The following is a 24661-nucleotide window of genomic DNA, read 5'->3' on the forward strand; positions in this document are numbered from 1 at the left end:
CCCGTCTAAAGAGAGCGGCGTCGGAGCGTGGCGCAGCCTGGTAGCGCACCTGTTTTGGGTACAGGGGGTCGGAGGTTCGAATCCTCTCGCTCCGACCATCACATCGAACCTGAGCGGCGTGGACCTGTGTCAGCGGGTCAACGGGGACGTGCCAGCGGTTGCGCGCATCACTCCACCTCGCAGCGGGCCAAAAAGGGGGCCTCGCCGAACACCCGGTAGCTGCGGCGCGGGGCCAGCAGGGCCGGATCGTCTCCCGCAAGATCAATATAGAGCGTGAAGCCGCAGGCCTGCTCGTTCGCCGGTCCTAGTTTCAACGCGCCGTCCTCCTCGACCGCCTCGAGGTGAAGCGGGTCCTGTCGCAACGGCGTGTCGCACTGCGCAGGCAGGGGCCAGGCCGCGCTCAGCTGCAAACCGCCGAGCTGCGCTGAAAGGCCTGTGCTGTCCCGCGCGATGGTGATCTTGGCGGAGAAGCGTCTCTGCTCCGCTGCGCCGGGCGGATGGCTGCACGCGAAGGTCTGGGACAGCGCCGCTGGTGTCAGAGCACCAACGAGAAGCAGAGCAGCGCTCGCTGATGGTTTAAGGACACTGCGCATCATGGACGGGCCTCCTGTGGTCTTTCGGCGCTACGTCGGCGTCGGCTCAGACGCCTGAAATCTTCGGCGCATGGCCTCATGCCCGCTCCAGAAGTGTTCTAGCCTTGCGCAACCTGACGGCGACAGCACCGCTGTGTCCGCGGGCGCTGGCCGTGTCCAGCAGGGCCTGAGCCGCGGGGCGGTGGTCCGGGTGCTGCACCGCCAGTTGCGCGGCGGCGTAGAGCGACCAGGCGCAAACGAGCTTCCTTTCGGATGTCGCAGCGCGGGTCAGGAAGTCCATCACGGTGTCGGCGGCCTCCGGCGGGATCGACAGATGATCGACGCATTGGAGGATGTGCAACTGGGCCGCCCAATCGGTGAAGCCCGGCAGCAGCGCGTAGAGCGTAGCCACCATCTGCGGCGGCAGCGGCGCCTTGCTCTGCTCACAATGGTGCTTGATCAGCCAGGTCGCCGCGCCCTCCGTCTCCGGGGGTCTGCAGGCCTCCAGAAGAGACAGCAGAAACTCCGGCTCGCCGCTGTGGTTGCAATAGATCTCCGCAAGGGCGCTCGCAGATGCACCATCCCAATCGCCCAGGGCGGTCGCAAGATCGGAGTGTGGCTGCATGGATGCACCGCGCTTCATGTCTTCTTCAGGCTTCAGTGTCGCGGGTCCTGCGGGCCTCTGCAAATGGGAATCGGCGCAGAGATCGCCCGAATGTGACGGTTTGATCCGCAAGATGTGCCATGTGCGTCGCCACCACATATAGTGGGATTCTGCGGCAGCAAAGGCATCATCTCGCTATATATGGGGAGGCCCAAGCGCATCGAGGCCCGCGTGCGACGCAAAAACGTAACACTTCGTGAGCGGCCGACCAGGCCTGTCGGGTTTTCTGCAAGACCGGTGCCCGGCGAAAGGTTAACACAGCTCGGCTTGTGGACAATTTCAAGTCCTGCATCAGGCTGGAAGGCTAACCCAGCCATTCCATTCGGAAAATGCACAGATACCTTGCGGGGCGCGAACGGCGGGCCGTTGTGGATATTAACCGGCTGTTAAGATGTTGAATCATGCAAGCCCGTCGGCTGACCAGAATTCGGCTTCCGTCAAGTCAGGAAACTTCAAAAATTCCGAAAAATTATCGTTGACCCAATAGGGCAAGATACGTCAGTTTGTGGGAGCCGACGATGACGCTACAACATATAGTGGTCAACACGCAGGGGCGGATCGACGGGACAGGGGCTGCAGACGACACATGAAGATGTGATCCCATGGCGGTGCAGGCGTTCGGCGCGGCACAGCACAGGGCAGTCGTGCCTCTGATCCACGGCAAAGGGCTGGAGCGGTGCCGCAATGACGGCGCTGATCTGAAAACAAACATGCTGAATATGAGGCAGCGATAAAATGAAGATCGAACGGAAATTCACCAAGGCCGGGCAGGACGCATACGCTGAGCTCGATTTCGTGACCACCTCCTCCGAAATCCGCAACCCGGACGGCACCGTAGTGTTCCGGCTCGACCAGGTCGAAGTGCCCGGCTCCTGGAGCCAGGTTGCGAGCGACGTCATCGCCCAGAAGTATTTCCGCAAGGCGGGCGTTCCTTCGAAAACCCGCAAGGTGAAAGAAAAGGGCGTGCCCGACTTCCTCTGGCGTTCGGTGCCTGTGGAGGGCGCAGACATGGGAGGCGAAACTTCCTCCAAACAGGTGTTTGACCGCTTGGCAGGCGCCTGGGCCTACTGGGGCTGGAAGGGGGGCTACTTCACCTCCGAAGACGACGCGCGCGCCTATTTCGACGAAATGCGCCACATGCTCGCCTCCCAGCGTGCCGCCCCCAACAGCCCGCAGTGGTTCAACACCGGCCTGCACTGGGCCTACGGCATCGACGGCCCCGCCCAGGGCCACCACTACGTGGATTACAAAACCGGCAAGCTCACGAAATCCAAATCCTCCTACGAGCACCCGCAACCGCACGCCTGTTTCATCCAGTCCGTCGAAGACGATCTGGTGAACGACGGCGGCATCATGGACCTCTGGGTCCGCGAGGCGCGGCTCTTCAAATACGGCTCCGGCACCGGTACCAACTTCTCCAGCCTGCGAGCTGCGGGCGAGAGCCTCTCGGGGGGTGGCCGGTCCTCGGGTCTCATGGGCTTTCTGAAAATCGGCGACCGGGCCGCGGGCGCCATCAAATCAGGCGGGACAACCCGTCGAGCAGCGAAAATGGTGATCGTCGATGCGGACCATCCCGACATCGAGGATTTCATCAACTGGAAGGTCATCGAAGAGCAGAAAGTGGCGAGCATCGTCGCAGGCTCCAAGATGCACGAGCAAAAGCTCAACGGTCTCTTCGAGGCGATCAAGACATGGGATGGGGCGGAGGCCGACGCCTATGATCCCGTCAAGAATGACGCGCTAAAAACAGCGATCCGCGCGGCGAAAAAGGTCTCCATCCCAGAGACTTACGTCAAGCGCGTGCTCGACTATGCCAAGCAGGGCCATACGTCCATCGAGTTCCCGACATACGACACCGACTGGGATTCCGAAGCCTACAACTCGGTCTCCGGCCAGAACTCGAACAACTCCATCCGGGTGACCAACGCTTTCCTGACGGCCGTCGAAAAGGACGCCGATTGGGAGCTGATCAACCGCGTCAATGGCGAAGTCAGCAAGACCGTGAAGGCGCGTGCGCTTTGGGAGCAGATCGGCCACGCCGCCTGGGCCTGTGCCGATCCCGGCATCCAGTACCACGACACGGTCAACGACTGGCACACTTGCCCCGAAGACGGCGCCATCCGCGGCTCCAACCCCTGCTCGGAGTATATGTTCCTCGACGATACGGCCTGCAACCTGGCGTCGATGAACCTGCTAACCTTCCTCAAGGACGGCACGTTCCAGGTCGAAGACTACATGCACGCCACGCGCCTCTGGACCGTGACGCTCGAAATTTCGGTCATGATGGCGCAGTTCCCGTCGAAGGAAATCGCGCAGCGCTCCTACGACTTCCGGACACTGGGTCTGGGCTATGCCAACATCGGCGGTCTGCTGATGAACATGGGCTACTCCTATGACAGCGACGAGGGCCGCAGCCTCTGCGGGGCGCTGACTGCCATCATGACCGGCGTGAGCTATGCGACCTCCGCCGAAATGGCGGGCGAGTTGGGGCCCTTCCCGGGCTATGCAAAGAACGCGCCGCACATGCTGCGGGTCATCCGCAACCACCGCACCGCGGCGAACGGCAAAGTTGGTGGCTACGAAGACCTCTCGGTCACGCCGGTGCCGCTCGATTACAAGAACTGCCCCGATGACCGGCTGATCGAAGTCGCCCGCGGCGCCTGGGATCAGGCCTTGGAGCTGGGCGAAAAACACGGCTACCGCAACGCGCAAGTCTCGGTGATCGCACCCACCGGCACCATCGGGCTGGTGATGGATTGCGACACCACGGGGATCGAGCCGGACTTTGCGCTCGTAAAATTCAAGAAGCTCGCCGGCGGCGGTTACTTCAAGATCATCAACCAGTCGGTGCCGGCCGCCCTCGAAAAGCTCGGCTACGGCTCGGCACAGATCGAGGAGATCGTCTCCTACGCGGTTGGTCACGGCACCATCGGCAACGCGCCGGGCATCAACCACACCTCGCTGGCAGGCCATGGCTTCGGCCCGAACGAGCTGGCCAAGGTGGATGGCGCACTGGCCTCGGCCTTTGACATCCGCTTTGTCTTCAACCAGTGGACGCTGGGCGAGAACTTCTGCACCCAAGTGCTTGGTATTCCTGCCGAAAAGCTGAATGATCCGACGTTCGATCTGCTCCGGCACCTGGGCTTCTCGAAAGCGGACATCGACGCGGCGAACGACCATGTCTGCGGGACCATGACGCTCGAAGGCGCGCCCTTCCTCAAGGACGAGCATCTGCCGATCTTCGACTGCGCCAACCCCTGCGGCAAGAAGGGCAAGCGCTTCCTGTCGGTCAACAGCCACATCACGATGATGGCGGCAGCGCAGAGCTTCATTTCCGGGGCGATCTCCAAGACGATCAACATGCCGAATGATGCGACCATCGAGGACTGCCAGAAGGCCTATGAGCTCAGCTGGTCGCTGGGGGTGAAGGCCAACGCGCTCTACCGCGATGGCTCGAAACTCTCGCAACCGCTGGCGGCAGCTTTGGTCGAGGATGACGACGACGCGCAGGAGGTTCTGGAGAGCGGGTCGGCCCAGGAAAAAGCCACGGTGCTCGCCGAAAAGATCGTCGAGAAGGTGATCGTCAAGGAAATCGTCAAATCGCATCGCGAGAAAATGCCGCAACGCCGCAAGGGCTACACGCAAAAGGCCATCGTCGGCGGGCACAAGGTGTATCTGCGCACCGGCGAATATGAAGACGGCAACCTCGGCGAGATTTTCATCGACATGCACAAGGAAGGCGCGGGCTTCCGGGCGATGATGAACAACTTCGCCATCGCGGTCTCGGTTGGTCTGCAATACGGGGTGCCGCTGGAGGAATTCGTCGACGCCTTCACCTTCACCAAATTCGAGCCCGCGGGCATGGTGCAGGGCAACGAGACCATCAAGAACGCGACGTCGATCCTCGATTACGTGTTCCGGGAACTCGCCGTCAGCTACCTCGACCGCACCGATCTGGCGCATGTTCAGCCCGAGGGCCACACCTTTGACGACCTCGGTCGCGGGGAAGAGGAGGGGGTGAGCAATGTCTCCGAACTCTCCGAGACCGCGGCGACCAAGTCCCTGGAAGTGCTGAAGCAAATCAGCTCGACGGGGTACCTGCGCAAGCGCCTGCCGCAGGAACTCGTGGTGCTGCAGGGCGGCGCCCAGGGTTTCGCGGATGAGGCGGTCGCCTTCGACGGGCTCGCCCCGGTTTCCGAAGGCAGCGTGGCGGTCGCCATGGCCACCACGGCGGTCAGCACCGGCACGGTCGAGATGGACGCGCGCACCAAGGCCAAGATGCAGGGCTACGAGGGCGAAGCCTGCGGCGAATGCGGCAACTACACACTGGTGCGCAACGGCACTTGCATGAAGTGCAACACCTGCGGCGGAACGTCTGGGTGTAGCTGAGGAGAGTGCTGATGATACTGAGAAATACAAACGCACTATCCGAGAATTACGGAAAGTGCACGTGGACAAACTCAGCGGGTAGACAGTTTGTGTTCTCGGAGTATCCGATAGACTACAAGCCGGAGGGCGATCGTGACATCTACCTCTTTTGCGCTTGCGGGATTTTCGGCTACAGCCCGATCTACATAGGCAAGGCAACCGACTTGAACAACCGTCTGAGCGGTCATGAGCGCCGTGGCGAAGCCAAGAGACATGGCGCTACGACGCTGCTCGTCTACTCTCCACGAGGCCTGCTGGCTGAACTGCTAGAAGACACCGAAAAGCAATTGATCCAAGAGTTTCGCCCGCCGCTTAACACCCAGCACGCCATGGGTGGGATCTTTGGGACGAACGCGTTGGGTTGCTATTGAAAACGCGTCCCTGGGGGACGTGTAGGGGTCGCGGTTCTGCCTGCGGGCAGGCCGCACCCCGACGAACACCGGGAGCGGGCGGCGATGCGGTTGCTCTTGGGACAATCGGAGCCGGACTCCGCAGAAAACGAAGTCGTTTTCAGCTCTGTCCGGTGACGCAGGAAACCTCGCGGTTTCCCACTGAATTAGAGCGGGGCAGGGTGGGACCTTGGCCTCTCTGATACCAGCCGGGCGGGAGTCCGCAGGTTTTCTTCGAAAACCCACTCTCTCCCGCTCGGTGAGACATCGAAAGATGTCTCACCGGACAAGGGGCGGGTGCGCTCGCCCCCGACGACGTTCAGGCCGCAGGCAGAACAATACCGAGCGGTTAACATATTGAGCCTGAACGGCGACACTCAAAGGGGCCTCCGCGGCCCCTTTTTTTTTGCCCGTCAAGCGCGAGCGGCGCGGTGTCCAACGAACTCGCCCTGACGGGTCGGCGGAAGCCGAGATCGGTCTTTCTGGACAGAAATGTCAGACGCATGCGGGCCATCCTGCCGCTGGGTCTCGGGGCGTCTCGTTTCGAGATTTCACCCATACGCCGAACACTCACGATCAAGAAGAGCATACTTGCACCGGGTCTGGCCACCGCCGTCGCCCTGACCTCTCAAGCCGCGCGGCGGGCAATCAACTGGCCCTTGCGATCAGTGGATACGACACCCGGTCCGATCATGACGGCACGCCGCTTCAGGGCGACAGCGGTTCAACCATTTCTGCAACGGCGCCATCTGGTATTTCAGCACCGAAGAAAACCGCGACAAAGTCGCCGCTGACCCCGCGGCCTTTGCTCCGGACTATGACGGCGCTGTTCCTGCGCGGCGAGCCAGGGCGACACGGCGCCGGGCGCCCCTGCGGGCTGGCAGGGTGTGGACGGTACGCTCTACGTCCAGGTCCCCCCGCGCGCGCAGACGCTGTGGCAGCAGGACATCCCCACCTACATCGCCTCACGCGACGAGAACCGGCCGCGCCTCCGCCCGTTCTGAAACACGAAGAGGCGAGGGGCGATACCGCTCCCCGCACCCCCTAAAGCAGTTCGGAGACATCGGACTTGCCCTCCAGGCCCATCTCCGTGCGCAGCCGCGCCCGCGCCCGTGCCAGCCGCGACATCACGGTGCCCGGCGGCACATTGGTCAGAACCGCCAGCGTCGCCGGGCTGGTCTCCCCCTCCATCACCAGCCGCATCAGATCGGCCTGGGCATCCGGCAACCGCTCGATGGCCGCGGCCAGATCGGCGCAGGCCATGCGCGCCGGTGCCGTCGGGGGCACCGCCGCACTCTCCTCCTCCAGCGGGTCCGTCGGACGGTCGGACCGCCACCGCTGGCGCGCCAGATTGCGCAGGATCGTCATCGCATAGCGGTCGATATCTTCGACCTCGACCCCCTTGCGCAAGGCCGCCCAGAGCTTCAGCGCCGTCTCCTGGGCGAGGTCGTCGGCATCGCAAGCACTGTCGCTCAGCCGCCGGGCCCGCGCGGCCAACCGCGGCAGCAAGGCGTCCAGATCGTCGGGTATGTCGGGTATATCGTGTATCGAAGACATCTCAGCCTCCTTTCCATGAGAACCGTGACCAGCATCGCAGGTCTATATGGGGGCGCCAGACGGGGGCTTTTTGCCGATTGGCCTGCGTCGGCCTTTTTCGGCGAGCAGCCGCCACCGGCCCATGTCCCAATCGGCGGGGATTGGCGCGATTGGCCCGTGCTGCGCTGCAACAGGGACGAAAGCGGGCTTTGGTGCATCTACCCTTGTGAGGCGCAGAGCAGCGCCTTGGACACTTACGTTCAAACTTAAATGGGAGTACCCAAATGAAACTGATCACCAAAACCACAGTCGCAGCCATTGCCCTGATGTCCGCTTCGGCGGCCTTCGCTCAACTGGCAGCGGATGCGAATGGCGATGGCGTTCTGACAATCGATGAGGTTCAGGCAGCATACCCGGACATCACCGCCGAGTCCTTCAGCACGATGGACCTGAACGCGGACGGCGCGCTGGATGAAGCCGAAGTGCAATCCGCACAGGAAGCTGGCCTGATGCCGGCCTAACAGCCAGCCGGCCTGAGCAGAGCCGGATTATATTTTAGTCACAGGCGCTCAGGCTGCGGATGCCCGGTTTCTCCCCCAAGAGCCGGGCATCCTCTTATTCAGCGGCACCCTCTTACGCCGGCAGATGAATCCTGAACCGGGCCCGGATCGCGGCATCAGTTGCGGGGTCAAGCCGCGCCGCCGCCCGCTGCCCGAGGATTTCATGTTTGCGCGCTGTGGCCTTCGCCACCAGGTCGGGCTTGCCCCGTTCGTCCCACTCCTTGGGCGAGGTCCGGTCCCCGAACGCCGGATAGACGTGGTCTTGCTGCATGCGCCCCAGCGTCTGCTCGGTGCCCAGATAGTGCCCGGGGCCCCCCAGACACACCTCGCGGATCTGGTCGACCGCCAGCGTCTCTTCCGTCACCTCGATGCCGCGCACGCAACGCAGCGCCTGGCCGATGAGATCGTCGCCCAGGATCAGCGACTCGTGACAAAACCCCAGAAGCGAGGCATGCATGCCCGCCGCCTCATAGACCATGTTGAGCCCCGCAAGCCCCGCCATCACGTTGGAGCACATCTGCTCCCAGCCCGCCTGCATGTCGGGCAGCTTTGCATCCGCAATGCCTGCAGCGGCCCCACCGGGCAGGTCGTAGTATTTGTGCATCTGCGCGCAGCCCGCCGTCAGCAAGGCCTGCTCGCCCGACCCGCCCGTCATGGCGCCCGTCCGCAGGTCCAACCCGAAGGGCCAGGTGCCGAACACCGCCGGATGCCCGGGCTGCACGGCGTTGACATAGACCAGCCCGGCGAGGCACTCCGCCACCGCCTGCACGATGGCTCCGGCGACCGTGGAGGGGGCCGTCGCGCCCGCCATGCCCGCCGAGAGCAGCAGCACCGGCATCCCGCCGCAGATACAGGCCTCCATCACCTCGCAGGATTCCGTGGCGAATTTCATCGGCGGGACGACAAAGCAATTGGTGTTGCTGACAAAGGGCCGCGCGCGCCAGGCCTGTTCACCTCCCGCGATCATGTGCAAAAGCTCCAGCCCCTGCGCGACAAAGCTCGGATCGGTGAAGGAGGTGCCGATATGCTTGGTGGTGCCCGCGCAGCAGGCGTAGATGGAGTTGAGATCCATCTCCAGATTGTCAGCGATGTCACGGCACACCATCGGGCGCTGCAGGAAGTGGATGTTGTCGAGCGTGTCGGCAATCCGCGCGGCGTCATGCAGGTCCTGCACGCCGCATTCGCGATAGCTGCGCCCGTCCACCTCGACCAGATGCACGGCGGCCCCGGCGGTGCCATAGTGCACCCGCGCTCCGGAGAGCTCCATATCATGCGCCGGGTCGCGCCCCATCAGGGTGACGGTGCGGTTGGCGCGGGCGATGGTGTCCTCCACCAGGGCCCGGGGAAAGCGGATGCGTCCGTCTTCGCCCCGGACGGCCCCCGCGCCGGTCAGATACGCGATGCCGGAGGCCGGGGCATCGGCCAGGCCGATCTCCTCCAGCGCCAGCAAGGCAGCGCCATGGATGTTGTCCATATCGATTGCGGTCAGGGGCCGGTAGGTCCCGCCGGACATGCCCGGGCGGATCGGGCGGAGATGGGCGGCGAGCGGGGCTGCGCGCGCGGCGCGCCGGGCCGAGCGGCCCCCGCTGCGGGTTTGTGTGCGATGTGTCATGGGGTCGTCCTGAAAGAAAAGGGGAGGGATTGGATTTATCCCGCCAAAGGGCGACCCCGCGCCGCACGGCCGCGCTCGGCACCGATGGTGCGCACGATCAGTGTGATCTTGCTCAGATCGTCCTGCATGGGCGGTTCTGTCTCCTCCTGCGCCCAGCCTGCCGTCTGTCGCTCAGACCGGTCAAGCGCGTTTGCGACCCGGTGTCGTTTTCCGCCCTTTTGCATGTGGCACAGGAACGCAGCGAAGACCCGCCGACAAATCAGGCCGACGCAGCGCGGTTTGAGCCTATTTCCGCCACCTCACTTTTGATTGATCGGCTGCCTATTGAACCAAATGGCGCCATCCACAGTTATGCCCATGAGGATGGCGCAAAACGCCATCCGGGATCCCAAAATAAGGACATGACAATGAAGACTTTTTTGAGTGCAGCAGCCGCGATCGCCGCGACCACCCTTATGACGGCACCCGCTCTCGCCGGCTCGTTGGATGAGCCCGTGGTCGAGCCCGTGACAACCGCCCCGCCGCCCGCTCCGGTCTATACCGGCGGGAACTGGACAGGCTTCTACGCCGGTGCGCAGGTCGGCAATCTGGATGTCGACGGTGAAAACGGTCTCGCCGGTGTCGGTGGAGATGACACCACTTACGGTCTGCATGCCGGTTATAATTATGACTTCGGCACATGGGTCGTGGGCGGCGAGCTTGACTATGACGACGCCAGTGTCGATCTCGATCCGGGCGACGCCTCCGTCGATTCCGTGTGGCGCGCAAAGCTCCGCGGCGGTTATGACTTCGGCCGCACATTGGTCTACGCCACCGCAGGCTGGGCCGATCTGGACACCTCTGTGGGCAGCGACACAGGCGAATTCTACGGTCTGGGCGTGTCCTACAAGGCAACGGAACAGTTCATCGTGTCCGGTGAATATCTGATGCACGACTTCTCCGACATTGGTGGCGCGGCTGGCGTGGACGCCGAAGCCGACACCTTCACCATCCGGGCATCCTGGCAGTTCTGATTTAACTGCCTCCTCCTCCCCCCGGATCGGGACCCGGCACCGCTCCCAAGGTGCCGGGTCTTACCAGGCCATCACGCGGCGCGCCGCTCCGCATGGGCGCAGAGCGTCTCAAGTGCGCGGGCAAAAGCCGCGTCCTCAACCGTCATCGCCACCCGTATGTGCCCCGCCGCAGATGCGCCAAAGCTTTCGCCCGGCATGACGGCGATGTGGTGCGCCTCCAGCAGATCGTAGGCGAAGGCCTCACCGGTCATGCCCGTCGCGCGCACATCCAGCATCAGATACATCGCCCCCTGCGCCGGGATCAGCCCGACGGTGTTCTGCCGTGACAGCAGGTCCTGTGCCAGCGCCCGGCGGCGCCGGAAGGGGGCTGCGATCTGCGCCTCAAAATCCGCGCCCTGCTGCAGCGCAAAGACGCTGGCATCCTGAATGTAGCCGGGCACGCCATAGGTCGTATGCGTGGCCAGGGTGATCAGATTGGCAATGGTCTCCTCGGGCCCTACGATCCAGCCACAGCGCGAGCCGGTCATCGCATGCGACTTCGACATCGACCCCACAACCAGCGTGCGCTCCGCCATGCCCGGCAGGGCGCGCGGTGACAGGTGGCGCCCCTCCCAGACCTGCGTGTCATAGACCTCGTCCGAGATCAGCCACAGATCATCCTCCCGGCAAATCTCCGCAATCGCCTCCAGCGTCGCGTCGGCATAGACGACACCGGTGGGATTGTTTGGCGTGTTGATCAGCAGTGATGCCGCATCTCGCGAATAGGCGCGTATGGCCTCTGCGCGCGGCTGAAACGCATCCTCCGCCCGCGTCCGGATCGCCTGCGGCACAGCGCCCGCACCGCGCAGCGTGCCGGGGTAGGTGGCGTAGTAGGGGTCGATGTAGAGCGCCCTGTCGCCGGGGTCACAGGCCGCCATATGCGCCGCAAACAGCCCCGCTTGCCCGCCAGGTGTGATCACCACATTGTCGCGCGTCGTGGGCACGCCCGTGCGCGCCTGCACCCGCGCTGCTACCGTGTCGCGCAAGGAGACGGTGCCGGGTACCGCGGCATAGCCGGTGTGCCCGCGCATGGCCGCGCTGTGCATCTCTTGCAGGATGGGGGCCGCGGTGCGGATGTCATGCTCGCCGATGGTCAGCTCGGTCACGTCGACGCCATCGGCGATCATCCGGCGCGCTTTCAGGAACACGTCCCACCCGTCCGAGCCACCCCCCGTCAGCCCCCTGATCCGCTGTGATCGTTGCATCGCCGCCTCCATCTACCTTGCCGGGCAGGGGCGCAGAGGCCCCGCGATTCGTCAATCGGCCTTGACCGCTGCCGCTGCTCCGGGCTAGGGAAGCGCATGACCCAACGCACGCTCATCTGCTGCATTATTATTTGCTGATCGCACACCGCGGGCAGTTTTAGGTCGTTTCCAACCCCTTCCAAGATTGCTAAGCCCGCGCCATACCCGCGCAAGGACGCCTGTCATGACGACACTCAAGCTCTACAACACCAGGACCCGGACGAAGGTCGATTTTGCGCCGATCGACCCAGAGAATGTGCGCATGTATGTCTGCGGTCCGACGGTCTATGACCGGGCGCATTTGGGTAATGCGCGACCCGTGATCGTCTTCGACGTGCTCTATCGGCTGCTGCGCCATGTCTATGGGCAGGACCACGTCACCTACGTGCGCAACTTTACGGATGTGGAGGATAAGATCAACGCCCGCGCTGCCGAGACGGGGCGGGCCATCGGTGACATCACCGAGGAGACCATCGGCTGGTATCTCGAGGATATGGCCGCCGTCGGCGCGCTCGAGCCGACCGCCATGCCGCGTGCGACGCAGTACATTGATCATATGGTTGAGATGATCAACGGGCTGATCGCCAAGGGCCATGCCTATGAGGCCGAGGGCCACGTGCTCTTCGCTGTGGACAGCTATGCCGAGTACGGCGCACTATCCGGTCGGTCTGTCGATGACATGATCGCCGGTGCCCGCGTCGAAGTGGCCCCCTACAAGCGCAATCCGATGGATTTCGTGCTCTGGAAGCCGTCCGACGCAGACACCCCCGGATGGGACAGCCCCTGGGGCCGCGGCCGCCCGGGCTGGCACATCGAATGCTCCGCCATGGCGCACGACCTGCTGGGCGAGCGTTTCGACATCCACGGCGGCGGCATTGATCTGCAGTTCCCGCATCACGAGAACGAGATCGCCCAGTCCAAATGCGCGGGCCATGATTTCGCGAACATCTGGATGCACAACGAGATGCTGCAGGTCGAGGGCAAGAAGATGTCCAAGTCCTTGGGCAATTTCTTCACCGTGCGCGATTTGCTGGACCAAGGCGTGCCAGGCGAGGTGATCCGCTTCGTGATGCTGTCCACGCACTATCGCAAGCCGATGGACTGGACCGAGAAGAAGCGGGAGGAGGCCGTTAACACGCTACGGCAGTGGGCAGAGCTCGCGGAGGAAAACAGCGACCCGCCTGCTGACGATGTTGTGGAAGCGCTTTCCGATGACCTGATGACCCGCGAAGCCATACGACTTTTGCAGGAAATGGCGGACGACGACAGGCGGCGCGAACTGTATAGCTCCGCCAAGCTTGTGGGCTTTGATCTGGCGGAAATTGCCAAGCGCCCATGGGCGAAGCTTTTTTCAGTTGAGATTGAAGACGGCGGTTTCTTGCAAGAAGGCATCGACTACCAACCCACGGTTGGAGTCGTTGGTTGGGGAGAGATTGATGAGAGCCTTAAAGAAGCTTCCTTTTCTTTGGTCCACCGTTGGCTCAGCTATCGCAGAGAGAAAAATTGGGCTTCCGCTGATGCTCTGAAAACCGCGGCTTTGGGGGAGGGTGTTGAACTACGAGCCACTAAAACCAAAGCCGGAGTCAACTCAGGATTAGCGACTTTGATGAAAGACACAATTGACCCTCTGAAGCTGGAAGCTTTGCGATGACAATTACATCTCGTGTCAAGGCCAGCTCCCGAGCCGCGGGGGGCGTGAAGCGCCCTCCCGCGGGCAGGGTCGGGCGCTGTCCGGGCTTGCAGCCCGGACTAACGAATGAGTGGCCAGCCTGCTTCGCTGATCACCCGCGCACCGGTGGCCCAAGGCCCACCGTACCTGCCAGCCGACAGGTTCGGCGGGCTTTAGGCCGCCGCTGGGGAAGACCGACGTGACCCGCGAGCGTCTCACTCTCTACGACACCACGCTGCGCGACGGTCAGCAGACCCAGGGCGTGCAGTTCTCCACCGAGGAGAAACGCGCCATCGCCGAGGCGCTCGACGCGCTCGGCGTCGACTACATCGAAGGCGGATGGCCCGGCGCCAACCCGACCGACAGCGCTTTTTTCGAGGCCGCGCCTAAGACACGCGCGACGATGACCGCTTTCGGCATGACGAAGCGCGCGGGGATCTCCGCGGAAAATGACGACGTGCTCGCCGCCGTCCTCAACGCAGGCACCCGGGCCGTTTGCCTCGTCGGCAAGACCCACGACTTCCACGTGCGCGCGGCCTTGGGCATCTCCGAACAGGAGAACACCGAGAACATCGCCCGCTCCATCGCCCATCTCACATCCCGGGGGCGCGAAGCGCTCTTCGACGCGGAACACTTCTTCGACGGCTATTGCGCCAACCCCGTCTACGCGCTGGAGGCGGTCAAGGCCGCCTATGAGACAGGCGCCCGCTGGGTGGTGCTCTGCGACACAAACGGCGGCACGCTGCCCGCAGACATCCGCCGCATCACATCGGATGTCATCGCTGCCGGCATCCCTGGCACGCACCTCGGCATCCACACCCACAACGACACCGAAAACGCGGTGGCCTGCACACTGGCCGCCGTCGACGCGGGCGCGCGGCAGATCCAGGGCACGCTCAATGGCTTGGGCGAGCGCTGCGGCAACGCCAACCTCACCGCGCTCATCCCGATCCTGCTGCTGAAAGAGCCCTACGCCAGCCGCTTCGAAATCGGCGTCACCCGCGACGCACTGAAAGGCCTCACCCGCATCAGCCGGATGCTGGATGAAATCCTCAACCGCGTGCCCTTCCGGCAAGCGGCCTTTGTGGGCTCCTCGGCCTTCGCCCATAAGGCCGGGCTGCACGCCTCCGCGATCCTGAAGGACCCCACGACCTACGAGCACATCGACCCTGCGGATGTGGGCAACAGCCGCATCATCCCCATGTCGAACCAGGCGGGCCAGTCGAACCTGCGCAAACGCCTCGGGGATGCGGGTATCACCGTCAAGAAAGGTGATCCCGCGCTCGGCCTGATCCTCGACCGGATCAAGGCGCGCGAAGCAGAAGGCTACTCCTACGACACCGCGCAGGCCAGTTTCGAACTGCTCGCGCGCGACACGCTCGGCCAGATGCCGGAGTTCTTCGAGGTCAAGCGCTACCGCGTCACGGTCGAGCGCCGCAAAAACAAATACGACAAGATGATCAGCCTCTCCGAGGCCGTCGTCGTCGTGAAAATCGACGGCGGCAAAAAACTCTCCGTCAGCGAGTCCATGGATGAGCTGGGCTCCGACCGCGGCCCGGTCAATGCGCTGGCGAAAGCGCTGGCCAAGGACCTGGGACCCTATCAGGAGATCATAGACGACATGCGCCTCGTTGACTTCAAGGTGCGTATCACGCAAGGCGGCACCGAGGCGATCACGCGCGTCATCATCGACAGCGAAGACGGGCAGGGGCGGCGCTGGTCCACCGTCGGTGTCTCGCCCAACATAGTTGATGCCTCCTTCGAGGCGCTGCTCGACGCGATCCGCTGGAAAATCCTGCGCGACAGGACCAACCGGTCATGAGCGACGCCTATCGGGACGCCTTCTTCACCCTGCATTGCGATCTGCCGCGCGAGGGTCCGGGCGAACCGGCGGATGTGACCTGGGCCGCCCACCTTGCAGGAACGCCAAAGACTGCGCGCCTCTGCGACGCCGCCTGCGGACCGGGCGCGGACATCGCCGCCCTGCGCGCCAGCGCGCCCGATGGCCATGTCACCGCGCTCGACAAATATCCCCATTTCATCGAACAAGCGCGCGCGCTGCACGGGCAAGACCCGGCAGTGACGCTGAGCAACGGCGATATGGCCCAGATCACCGGCCCCTTCGATCTGATCTGGTGCGCCGGTGCGCTCTACTTCCTCGGGATCACGGAAGGTTTGACAACCTGGCGCATCGCTTTGGCGCCGAGCGGCGTTGTCGCCTTCTCCGAGCCGTGCTGGTTCACCGAGGACCGCCCGCAGGCCGCCGCTGATCTCTGGAATGACGAATACCCGGCCATGACCGACGCGGCGGGAATCGACGCTCAGGTCCGTGCCGCGGGCTACCGCACGCTGGGCACCCGCAAACTCTCGGCCACAGCCTGGGAAAACTACTACGGCCCCCTCGACCAGCGGGTCGCAAAACTCTCCCCCGGCGACAGCCCCGAAATGCAGCAGGTCCTCGCCGAAGCGCGCCGCGAAGTGGACATTTGGCGCGCGCATCAGGACAGCTTTGGCTATCTGCTGAGCGTCGTGCAACCGGATGACGTTTGACGCGGACCTCAACGCCTGCGCTGCCCTGGTGCAACAGGGCGACGCCGACCGCTTTGCCGCCACCATGGCGAGCCCCGTCGCCGCCCGCCGCATCCTTTTTCCGCTCTACGCCTTCAACGTCGAAGTCTCTCGGGCGCCCTGGGTCACCAAGGAGCCGATGATCGCCGAGATGCGCCTGCAATGGTGGCGCGACGCGCTCGAAGAAATCTCAGAGGGCCGCACCCCGCGTCGGCACGAGGTGGTCACGCCGCTGTCGGACGTGCTGACGCCCGATCAGGCGCGCGCGCTTGACGGGCTGGTCGACGCGCGCCGCTGGGACATCGGATCGGACCCCTTCGAGGATGAGGCAGAGATGTGGCGCTATCTCGATGCCACCACGGGTACGCTCCTCTGGACCGCGGCACAGGCCCTGGGGGCCGCACCTGCGGAGGAAGTGGCGCTCCGAAAGACCACCCGTGCGGTGGCCCTGGCCAACTGGATGTGCGCCCTGCCAGAGCTTGAGGCGCGCGGCAAACGCCCGATGTATGACGGCCGTCCCGAGAAGCTGGCGCAGCTGGCACGGGCGGCCCTCGCCGACCTCACCGCGCAGCGCGCGCTCGGCAAAGCGTCCCGGCTGGTCTTGCTGAGCGGCTGGCGCGCCCGCGGCATCCTGAAGGCCATCGCGCGGCAGCCGCAGCGCGTGGCCCGGGGGGATCTGGTGACACCACAGCTTGCGCGCAGCCTCACGCTCATCCGCGCGCGGTTGACCGGCCGTATCTAGCGGCCTGGTGGGTCAGACCGTTTGCGGCTTGGGCCGCATCACCAGCCAGATCAGCGCACAGCCAGCCAGCACGAGGAACGGGATCATCGCGATATTCACCGCGGCCCAGCCTTCCTCAGGGGTACCGCCCGAACAGTTCATCAGCCCGCCAGAGGACAGCGAGGCCAGTGTCACGCCGCCGAAGACCAGCAGGTCGTTCACGCCCTGTATCCGCCCGCGCTCATGCGGCGCATGCGCGCCGGCCAGCATCGTGGTCGCTCCGATGAAGCCAAAGTTCCAGCCGAGCCCAAGCAGGATGAGTGCCACGAAGAAATGTCCAAGCTCCACGCCCGAGAGCGCCACGGCCCCTGCGGCCCCGAGGATCAGCAGCCCCAGCCCCATGATCCGCTCAACCCCGAAACGCACGATCAGATGTCCAGTGAAGAAGGAGGGCGCGAACATCGCCAGCACGTGGCCCGTGACCACATTGGACGCATCCGCCACCGCAAAGCCGCAGCCCACGACGGCCAGCGGTGTCGAGGTCATCACCAGGTTCATCAGCGCGTAGGACACCATCGCGCAGATGACGGCAACGGCGATGCGCGGTGTCTTCAACAGCTCCATCACAGACCGCCCGTGCGGCGAGTCTTCGGTGGGTTTCGGCGGCTTGGGGATGTCGAGGAAGGCAAAGAGCAGCATGCCCAGCACGTTGAGCGCCATGGCCGCCATATAGACCGGGAAGAACCGCATGACGGTCGCATCGGGGTTCGCGCTGGTGAGATAGCCCACCAGTTGCGGGCCGATGATGGCCGAGAGCAGCCCACCCGCCATCACATAGGAAATCGCCTTGGGCCGGAAGCTGTCCGAGGCGGTGTCGGCGGCGGCAAAACGGAAAAACCCCTGAGATGACATATAGATACCGGTCAGGTAACTGCCCACAAGGAAGATCCAGAAGTTCGACAGCGTCAGCGCATAGGCACAGATCGCAGCCCCAACAAGCCCGCCGAGCGCGCCGACGACAAACCCCGCGCGCCGCCCATAACGCTGCATCAGACCGGAGAGCCAGGGGGCTGTTGTCATCGACCCAAAGACGATCATCGAGATCGGCAGCGTGGCCAGGCAGGCATTCACCGCCATCTGCTGTCCCGCCAGCCCGCCGATCACGAAAATCATGGTGATCTGGCTGCCCAGAAAGGCCTGCGCCATCACGAGCACCATCACATTGCGCTTGGCGCGGCTGTCGTCGACTGCGGTCATGCGCCTTGCGTAGTCCCCTTGCAACGTCGGGGCAAGCCCTCTTGCCTCGCCCGTCTTGTGGCCTAGAGTCGCGACATGACAGGCAGTGGGACGATCCTGGTGATGGCGGGCGCGCGCGAGGCGCATGGAATTGTGGTCCGGCTGCGGGAACGCGGCCGTGACGTGATCGCCAGCCTACCAGAGCCCGAACGCTCCTTCGACCCTCTGCCGGTCCCCACGCGGGTGGGGCCGTTTGCGCATCAGATGGACCTGAACGACTGGATGGTGGCGCAAAAAGTGACCTCCGTGATCGACGCGAGCCACGCTTTCGATGCCGAGCTCTCCTGCATGGCCGCGATGATCTGCGGCGCGCGGGACCTGCGCTATCTGCGGGTGCTGCGCCCGCCCTGGCGGGCCTCGCGACTCGACACCTGGAACAGCTACCGCAGCGTCAAACGCGCGGCGCAAGACATCCCGCCCGGTGCGCGCGTCTTCAGCAACACCGGCCGCGCCACACTGGACGAGTTCAAGGGCTTTCGCGGCCGGGTGCTCTTCCTGCGCCAGACGCAACCACAGACGGAACCGCCGCCGTTCAAATTCGTAACCTATGTGGAAGGCACACCGCCGTTTTCGCAGGGCGATGAGGAGATGCTCTTCCGCGAGCTGCGCATCTCCCGGCTGATTTGCCGCAACGTCGGCGGCAGTGCCAGCATATCAAAGTTGCTCGCCGCCCGCCGCCTCGGCCTGCCCGTGGCGATGATCGAACGCCCGGCACCGCCCCCGGCCTCGACGGTGGTTGAAACCGTGAGCGAAGCGCTGGCCTGGGAAGCCAACGCATGAGCGTGGGGCGGATCGTCGAGACCGATGCGGATGTGGCCGAAGGGGCCGCCTGGCTCGCCGCCCGCGACCCGCGGCTTGCCACGGCCCTCGCCGCCTGCGGCCCGCTGCCGCTGCGCTGCAAGCCCGATGGTTTCGCCGAACTGCTCAGCGCCATCGTGAGCCAGCAGGTCAGCGTGGCCTCCGCCCGCGCGCTCTGGGCCAACCTCGAGGCGGCAGGTGTCACCACGCCGGAAACCGTCCTCCGCCACAGCCAGGACGACCTTCGCACCCTGGGCCTCAGCCGCCAGAAGGCCCGCTATGCCCATGCGCTGGCCGACGCGGGCATCGACTATGACGCACTCCGCCAGGCCCCTGACGCGGAGGTCATCAAGACCCTCACGGCGGTCACCGGCATCGGCGTCTGGACCGCCGAGATCTATGCCATGTTTTCCCTGGGCCGCGCCGACGTCTTCGCGCCGGGCGATCTGGCCCTGCAGGAAGCCGCAAAGGCGATCTATGACCTGCCCGAGCGCCCCACCGAACGCGCATTGCGGGCCATGGCCGAAGACTGGTCGCCCTGGCGCGCGGTTGCGGCACGCCTCTTCTTTACCTACTACCGGCACATCAAACAGAGGGACGGCATCATATGACACGGGTACTCAACGCAGGCCGCCGCGCGCCGGTCTCAGGCGACACGCGCTCGGTCGTGGTCTTCCTGCATGGCTATGGCGCCAATGGGGCCGACCTTCTGGGCCTCGCCGAGCCGCTGGCCGAACACCTGCCCGACACGCTTTTTGTCGCCCCAGATGCGCCCGAAGCATGCGCCGGGGCGCCGATGGGCTTCCAGTGGTTCCCGATCCCCTGGATCGACGGCTCGTCCGAAGAGGAATCCGAGCGCTCGATGATGCAGGCGGTCGATGACCTCAACGCCTTTCTCGACGCGCTCATGGTCGATGAAGACGTGCTGCCCGAACAGGTGGTGCTCTTCGGCTTCAGCCAGGGCACCATGATGGCGCTGCATGTGGCCCCGCGCCGCGAGGATGCGGTGGCAGGCATCGTCGCCTTCTCAGGCCGGTTGCTCAGCCCCGAAACCCTCGCTGATGAGGTGGTCGTGCGCCCACCGGTCCTGCTGGTGCATGGCGACGCGGATGATGTGGTCCCCCCACAATCGCTGCCGCAAGCCGCTGAAGCGCTGCAGGAGGCGGGCTGGCAGGACGTCTATGCCCACATCATGAAAGGCACGGGCCACGGCATCGCGCCCGACGGTCTCTCCGTCGCACTGGCCTTCATGCGGGACAAACTTGGGCTCTGACACCGGCTCTGCGCGGCAAATCTAAACACTTCATTAGCATCCTTCGGTCAAGCTCTGCGCGTGCCTAAAGCTGAGACAGATATCCTCGATCTCGTGGAGCATCCGGTGTTCGTCCTTGAACCCGATGCGAGCGGTGTTCCGCGCTACGCGGCCTTCAACGCCTACGCCTGCAAGATCCTGGGCCGCCCCTGCGAGGATATCCTGGGCCGCACCGCGGCCGAGCTCTACCCGGGCCCGCTGGGCGAAAGCGTCTTTGCCAACCACTGCGAGGCGATGCGCTCGGGCGAGGTCATGGCCTATGAGACCCGCCTGCCGATCTGGGGCGAGGCCCGGCTTGTGCGCACCACGCTGCGCGCCGTCTGCGACGACAGCGGCGCGGTGCTGCGTCTCGTCGGCTCCTCTGTCGCCGTCTCGGGCGGGCAGGACGCGCGCGAGGCGCAGGAGGCGATCACCGCCCAGACCCATGAGATGCAGAACTACATCGAACTGGCCGCTCATGATCTGCGCGCGCCGATGCGGAACGTCACGTACATCGCCGAGATGCTCCGCGAGGACTTCGAGGATCTCGGCGACGGCAAGCTCGAACTGATCGACCTGCTGGAGGATATCGGCACCAAGGCCAGTGGGCTGATCAGCGATGTGCTGGCCCATGCCGAGGCGTCGTCGCTGGTGCACGATACGGTGCGCTTCGACTTCGCAGAGCTGGCGAGCGATGTGATCAGCGTGCTCGACCCGATGGGGCGAACCTCGCTCACCTTGGAGGCCGGCATCGTGGAAGGCGACCGCGCGGCCACCCAGATCATCCTGCGCAACCTCATCGACAACGCAATGAAACACTGCGCCAGCGGCCCCAACATCGCGACGCAGCTCACGCTCGACATCCGGGTAACTGACAGTGGAGACGGGTTCTTCCAAATTGTCCTGTCGGACAATGGAACCGGCTTCAGCGATCCGGCTCTGCTCTTTCTGGACAGCGGCCAGTTGCGGGTCGACAGCGGCTTTGGCCTGCTCGGCGTCCGGCGGCTCATCCATGCGCGGGGCGGGTCCATCAAGGCTGCGAACGCGCCTGAGGGCCGTGGTGCCGTGGTGACGATTACCTTGCCCGGCTCGCTCACCGAAGACATCACCGGCGAAGCCTCCGGCGCGGCCTGACGGGGGGTGGCCGACAGGTCACCGGCCCCGCAGCTGGGCTAAGTCCGCTGCGCTTTGCGATAGGCACCCGGGCTCTGGCCCGTGACCCGGTTGAACTCGGTGTAGAAATTCGAGCGGGTCAGGAACCCGGCGGCCTCGCCGACGGCTCCCACCGCATCACCGGTCTCGCGCAGCAGGCGCGCCGCCTCGGCCACGCGAAACCCATTGATGAACTGCGAGACATTCTTGTCCCGGCTGCGGTTGATGGCCTCTGACAACGCCCGGTCTGTGACACCCAAGCGTCGCGCGAGCCGTGTCAGAGACAGTTGCGGATCGACAAAGAGGCGGCTTTCCTCAAGATAGGCCTCGGCTCGTTCCGTCAGCGCTGCGTCCTCGCTCCGCGCGGCGCCGGAGGGCGGCGGGCTGGTGGACCTGCGCAGGCTGATGACAGTCGCCGCAGCCAGCATGGCAATGAGCAGCAGGCTGGCGAACGACAGCAGGCGACCGACATTCGCGCCGTCATTGCGCGCAAAATCCAGAGCGATCAGCGTGTCCATCACCAGCGTGAGCCCCAGAAGCCCGGCGCCCATCAGCATCATGCGCCGCATGAACCCCACATGCGCCAGCCCCAGTTGCGACAGCCGGTCCGGCCCGCCGCGCCAGAGCCGCAGCAGCAAAAGCGCATAGATCGCGTAGCTGGCCCCGATCATCGCATCAAGCGCCACCCGAATGGGCGGCAGCGCGGCGACAATCGCCGTCAGCACCGCCGCCGCGCCGAGGTGCAGCAGGCTTGCGGGCTGCAGCCGCGCGGCCCGGTCCGACAGCGCCATATAGCCCAGATAGAGCAGTGGCCCGATCCAGAACGGCAAGAGCCTCTGGATGACCAGAACACCCTCCACCTCATAGGCAAAGCGCAGCGCCACCAGCAGCGTCTCGACCATGATCAACGCTGCGAGCAACGCAAGGAAGGTTTTTGCCGCTCCGGGCAGCCAGGCCCGCGTCAGCACCAGCGCGCCGAAGATCGCCGACAGACCGGTCAGAAACAGGGGCAGGGGCACGGAGATCATGCCGAAAGCTGTCCTCGATTGCGTGTCCTCTGTCCTGAAAGCCGTTTCAGGACAGCCAAGGCATTGCCCGAAAACGAGACTTTGCTCAAGTCGGGATCATCGCAACCACCAAGTCTACGAGGTCCTACATGAATACCAATCTTCACCAACTCTGCCTGTCCGCCTTGCTCGCCATCGGCTTTGCCCTGCCGGGGGAGGCGTCGGATTTCGCGCCCGCCGTGGCCGAATTCAAAGCCGCATACCCCGATATGGACCGCAAGATGCAAGGCCGCGTCTGGTACCCCTCCCATGCGGAGGGGCCCGAGGACCTGCTGCGCGGCAGCGCGGTCTGGCGCGACGTCTCGGGCCATCTCGACGCCGGGATCGCGCCAGGGCTCTTCCCCGTCGTCCTGATCAGCCACGGGATGTACGGCAACACCATGAACCAGGCGTGGCTCGCCAAACGGCTGGCCGCCGAAGGGGTCATCGTGATCCAGCCCAACCACCCCGGTACCACCAGCTTTGACCGCGACCCCGACCACGCGCGTCAACTCTGGCTGCGCGCCACTGACCTCAGCATTGCGCTCGATGAAGCGCTGACGGACCCGCGGTTTGCCGATCACATCGACCCCACGCGCGTTGCTGCCGCGGGCCACTCGCTGGGCGGCTACACCGTGATGGCTGCGGCGGGGGCGCGCCATGACGTGGCACATTACGCCGCGGGCTGTGCTAAGTCACCAACGCGCACCGATTGCGAAGTCATCGACATGTGGAAGGTGGGCGCCGACCCCGCCGATCATGACGCGCTGCAGAGTGACCGATCTGACCCGCGCATCCGGACCGTGATCCCGATGGACCTCGGCGGCGCGCAGACCTTTGCGCCCGAAAGCCTCGCCGAGATCGACATGCCCGTGCTGGTGCTCGGCGCGGGCCGCGGCGACATGCTGGACCAGGACGTTGAATCCCGCGCGCTTGCCGCCGCGCTCCCCGCCGATCTGGTCACCCATATCGAAGTCGTGGACGCGGGCCATTTCGACTACATGGGCATTTGCACCGATGAGGGCTATGCCGTGCTCAAACGCGAGGCGCCGGGCGACGAAATCGTCTGCATCAAAGCCCATGACGAGCGCATGGCCCAACACGATCACATCTTTGAGTTGATCATGGACCACCTTCGCGCAACCGACGTGATCCCCCAGGGCTAAACCACAGCGCTGGCCCGGCACACCGGGCCAGACGCCTTGTGGATAACTGTCATCGAGACGTCACGGAATCATCTTAACGGTTCTGCGACATCTTGTGGTCATACTGGGGCTTGCCAGCTTATGGCCACGATATATAGTCATAAAAAGACTCGCGCGCTGGTGGCGCGGCAGGCGCGAAAGAGAGAGGCAAATCGGCAAGGGGTGTGCCCGACCATGGACGGCGATTTCAGAACGGACTTCACGCGCAATCCCGCGAGCCTCAGGCACAGGCCCGCTCTGGTGCTGAACGCCGACTACCGGCCGCTGAGCTACTATCCGCTGTCGCTCTGGCCCTGGCAGGAGGCGGTCAAGGCGGCCTGGCTCGACAGGGTGGATATCGTTGCCGAGTATGACGACATCGTCCGAAGCCCCAGCACCGAGATCAGGATCCCATCGGTGGTCGTCCTGAAAGACTATGTCAAACCTCAAAAGCGCGTGGCCTTCACGCGCTTTAATTTATTTCTGAGGGACGAATTCCGCTGCCAGTACTGCGGCGCGCGGGGGGAATTGACCTTCGATCACGTGGTGCCGCGCTCGTCGGGTGGGGTGACCAGCTGGCAGAACGTGGTGGCCGCCTGCTCGCCCTGCAACCTGAAAAAGGGCTCCAAACCGCTGCACCGCACCGGGCTCTCGCTGCGCAAACCCCCGCGCCAGCCGGGCGCGGAAGAGCTGCGCAACATGGGCCGAAAGTTCCCGCCCAACCACCTGCATGAGAGCTGGATGGACTTCCTCTATTGGGATGCCGAATTGGAAGCCTGACCCGCCCCCGGCCCGCCCATACCTCCCGTAATCGTTGAAATTCCCACAAAGCTGTGCTAGCTACGCCGTGTGCCGCGCAATATTCGTGCGGCATGACCA

General features: G+C 64.4%; 21 protein-coding genes and 1 tRNA gene. 15 read left to right on the forward strand and 7 right to left on the reverse strand.

Features of this window, described 5'->3' with window-relative positions:
• Positions 1-21 precede the first annotated feature (21 nt).
• Positions 22-98 (forward strand) — tRNA-Pro (locus Q1A71_RS01840).
• A 69-nt stretch (positions 99-167) separates the two neighbouring features.
• On the opposite strand, the gene Q1A71_RS01845 is transcribed toward Q1A71_RS01840, so the two are convergent.
• Positions 168-596, reverse strand: a complete 429-nt coding sequence (locus tag Q1A71_RS01845) for a hypothetical protein (protein ID WP_299671095.1) — start codon at positions 594-596, stop codon at positions 168-170.
• 73 nt (positions 597-669) lie between these two features.
• Positions 670-1215: a hypothetical protein gene (locus Q1A71_RS01850; RefSeq protein ID WP_299671097.1), complete on the reverse strand. Its 546-nt coding sequence runs from the start codon at positions 1213-1215 to the stop codon at positions 670-672.
• 756 nt (positions 1216-1971) lie between these two features.
• On the opposite strand from Q1A71_RS01850, the gene Q1A71_RS01855 reads away from it, so the two are divergent.
• Positions 1972-5625 (forward strand): vitamin B12-dependent ribonucleotide reductase, encoded by a 3654-nt coding sequence (locus tag Q1A71_RS01855; protein WP_299671099.1) that lies wholly within the window; start codon positions 1972-1974, stop codon positions 5623-5625.
• An 11-nt stretch (positions 5626-5636) separates the two neighbouring features.
• Positions 5637-6035, forward strand: coding sequence for a GIY-YIG nuclease family protein (locus tag Q1A71_RS01860; protein ID WP_299671102.1), 399 nt, complete (start codon positions 5637-5639; stop codon positions 6033-6035).
• Between the two features lie 1062 nt (positions 6036-7097).
• Here Q1A71_RS01860 and Q1A71_RS01865 read toward each other — a convergent pair.
• A complete protein-coding gene (locus Q1A71_RS01865; protein WP_299671104.1) occupies positions 7098-7610 on the reverse strand; it encodes an RNA polymerase sigma factor in 513 nt (170 codons plus the stop codon).
• Between the two features lie 305 nt (positions 7611-7915).
• Between Q1A71_RS01865 and Q1A71_RS01870 the strand changes: the two genes are divergently transcribed.
• On the forward strand, positions 7916-8110 hold the full coding sequence (locus Q1A71_RS01870) for a hypothetical protein (protein WP_299671945.1): 195 nt from the start codon (positions 7916-7918) through the stop codon (positions 8108-8110).
• A gap of 112 nt (positions 8111-8222) precedes the next feature.
• Here the strand turns inward: Q1A71_RS01870 and Q1A71_RS01875 are convergent, their stop codons facing one another.
• Positions 8223-9761 (reverse strand): trimethylamine methyltransferase family protein, encoded by a 1539-nt coding sequence (locus Q1A71_RS01875; protein WP_299671106.1) that lies wholly within the window; start codon positions 9759-9761, stop codon positions 8223-8225.
• Between the two features lie 407 nt (positions 9762-10168).
• On the opposite strand from Q1A71_RS01875, the gene Q1A71_RS01880 reads away from it, so the two are divergent.
• Entirely contained in the window at positions 10169-10774 is a 606-nt protein-coding gene (locus tag Q1A71_RS01880) for an outer membrane beta-barrel protein (protein ID WP_299671109.1), read from the forward strand.
• Between the two features lie 71 nt (positions 10775-10845).
• On the opposite strand, the gene Q1A71_RS01885 is transcribed toward Q1A71_RS01880, so the two are convergent.
• Positions 10846-12018 (reverse strand): aminotransferase class I/II-fold pyridoxal phosphate-dependent enzyme, encoded by a 1173-nt coding sequence (locus Q1A71_RS01885; RefSeq protein ID WP_299671111.1) that lies wholly within the window; start codon positions 12016-12018, stop codon positions 10846-10848.
• Positions 12019-12241: 223 nt separating this feature from the next.
• Between Q1A71_RS01885 and cysS the strand changes: the two genes are divergently transcribed.
• From cysS to Q1A71_RS01905, 4 genes are all read left to right on the forward strand, one after another.
• Positions 12242-13708, forward strand: coding sequence for a cysteine--tRNA ligase (gene cysS / locus Q1A71_RS01890; protein ID WP_299671113.1), 1467 nt, complete (start codon positions 12242-12244; stop codon positions 13706-13708).
• 217 nt (positions 13709-13925) lie between these two features.
• On the forward strand, positions 13926-15548 hold the full coding sequence (cimA, locus tag Q1A71_RS01895; protein ID WP_299671115.1) for a citramalate synthase: 1623 nt from the start codon (positions 13926-13928) through the stop codon (positions 15546-15548).
• On the forward strand, positions 15545-16276 hold the full coding sequence (locus Q1A71_RS01900) for a class I SAM-dependent methyltransferase (protein ID WP_299671118.1): 732 nt from the start codon (positions 15545-15547) through the stop codon (positions 16274-16276). Before cimA ends, Q1A71_RS01900 begins: the two co-directional genes overlap by 4 nt.
• Positions 16266-17036, forward strand: coding sequence for a squalene/phytoene synthase family protein (locus tag Q1A71_RS01905; RefSeq protein WP_299671120.1), 771 nt, complete (start codon positions 16266-16268; stop codon positions 17034-17036). The genes Q1A71_RS01900 and Q1A71_RS01905 overlap by 11 nt, the downstream gene beginning before the upstream one ends.
• A 12-nt stretch (positions 17037-17048) precedes the next feature.
• Here Q1A71_RS01905 and Q1A71_RS01910 read toward each other — a convergent pair whose 3' ends face one another.
• A complete protein-coding gene (locus tag Q1A71_RS01910; protein ID WP_299671122.1) occupies positions 17049-18272 on the reverse strand; it encodes an MFS transporter in 1224 nt (407 codons plus the stop codon).
• 75 nt (positions 18273-18347) lie between these two features.
• Between Q1A71_RS01910 and Q1A71_RS01915 the strand changes: the two genes are divergently transcribed.
• Genes Q1A71_RS01915 through Q1A71_RS01930 form a run of 4 tightly spaced genes read left to right on the forward strand, consistent with a single transcriptional unit; the run spans position 18348 to position 21534 of the window.
• The gene (locus Q1A71_RS01915; RefSeq protein WP_299671125.1) at positions 18348-19091 is read left to right on the forward strand and encodes a precorrin-6A/cobalt-precorrin-6A reductase; all 744 of its coding nucleotides are present in this window, start codon (positions 18348-18350) and stop codon (positions 19089-19091) included.
• The gene (locus tag Q1A71_RS01920; RefSeq protein WP_299671128.1) at positions 19088-19720 is read left to right on the forward strand and encodes a DNA-3-methyladenine glycosylase 2 family protein; all 633 of its coding nucleotides are present in this window, start codon (positions 19088-19090) and stop codon (positions 19718-19720) included. The genes Q1A71_RS01915 and Q1A71_RS01920 overlap by 4 nt, the downstream gene beginning before the upstream one ends.
• Positions 19717-20382 (forward strand): alpha/beta fold hydrolase, encoded by a 666-nt coding sequence (locus Q1A71_RS01925; RefSeq protein ID WP_299671130.1) that lies wholly within the window; start codon positions 19717-19719, stop codon positions 20380-20382. The genes Q1A71_RS01920 and Q1A71_RS01925 overlap by 4 nt, the downstream gene beginning before the upstream one ends.
• Before the next feature lie 60 nt (positions 20383-20442).
• Entirely contained in the window at positions 20443-21534 is a 1092-nt protein-coding gene (locus Q1A71_RS01930) for a PAS domain-containing sensor histidine kinase (RefSeq protein ID WP_299671133.1), read from the forward strand.
• A 38-nt stretch (positions 21535-21572) separates the two neighbouring features.
• On the opposite strand, the gene Q1A71_RS01935 is transcribed toward Q1A71_RS01930, so the two are convergent.
• A complete protein-coding gene (locus tag Q1A71_RS01935; RefSeq protein WP_299671135.1) occupies positions 21573-22580 on the reverse strand; it encodes an AraC family transcriptional regulator in 1008 nt (335 codons plus the stop codon).
• A 128-nt stretch (positions 22581-22708) separates the two neighbouring features.
• Between Q1A71_RS01935 and Q1A71_RS01940 the strand changes: the two genes are divergently transcribed.
• Both Q1A71_RS01940 and Q1A71_RS01945 read left to right on the forward strand, forming a co-directional pair.
• Positions 22709-23764: an alpha/beta fold hydrolase gene (locus Q1A71_RS01940; protein WP_299671138.1), complete on the forward strand. Its 1056-nt coding sequence runs from the start codon at positions 22709-22711 to the stop codon at positions 23762-23764.
• Between the two features lie 213 nt (positions 23765-23977).
• Positions 23978-24562: an HNH endonuclease gene (locus Q1A71_RS01945; protein WP_299671140.1), complete on the forward strand. Its 585-nt coding sequence runs from the start codon at positions 23978-23980 to the stop codon at positions 24560-24562.
• Positions 24563-24661 lie beyond the last annotated feature (99 nt).

This window comes from uncultured Roseobacter sp. (genome assembly GCF_947493125.1).
Classification (GTDB): domain Bacteria; phylum Pseudomonadota; class Alphaproteobacteria; order Rhodobacterales; family Rhodobacteraceae; genus Roseobacter.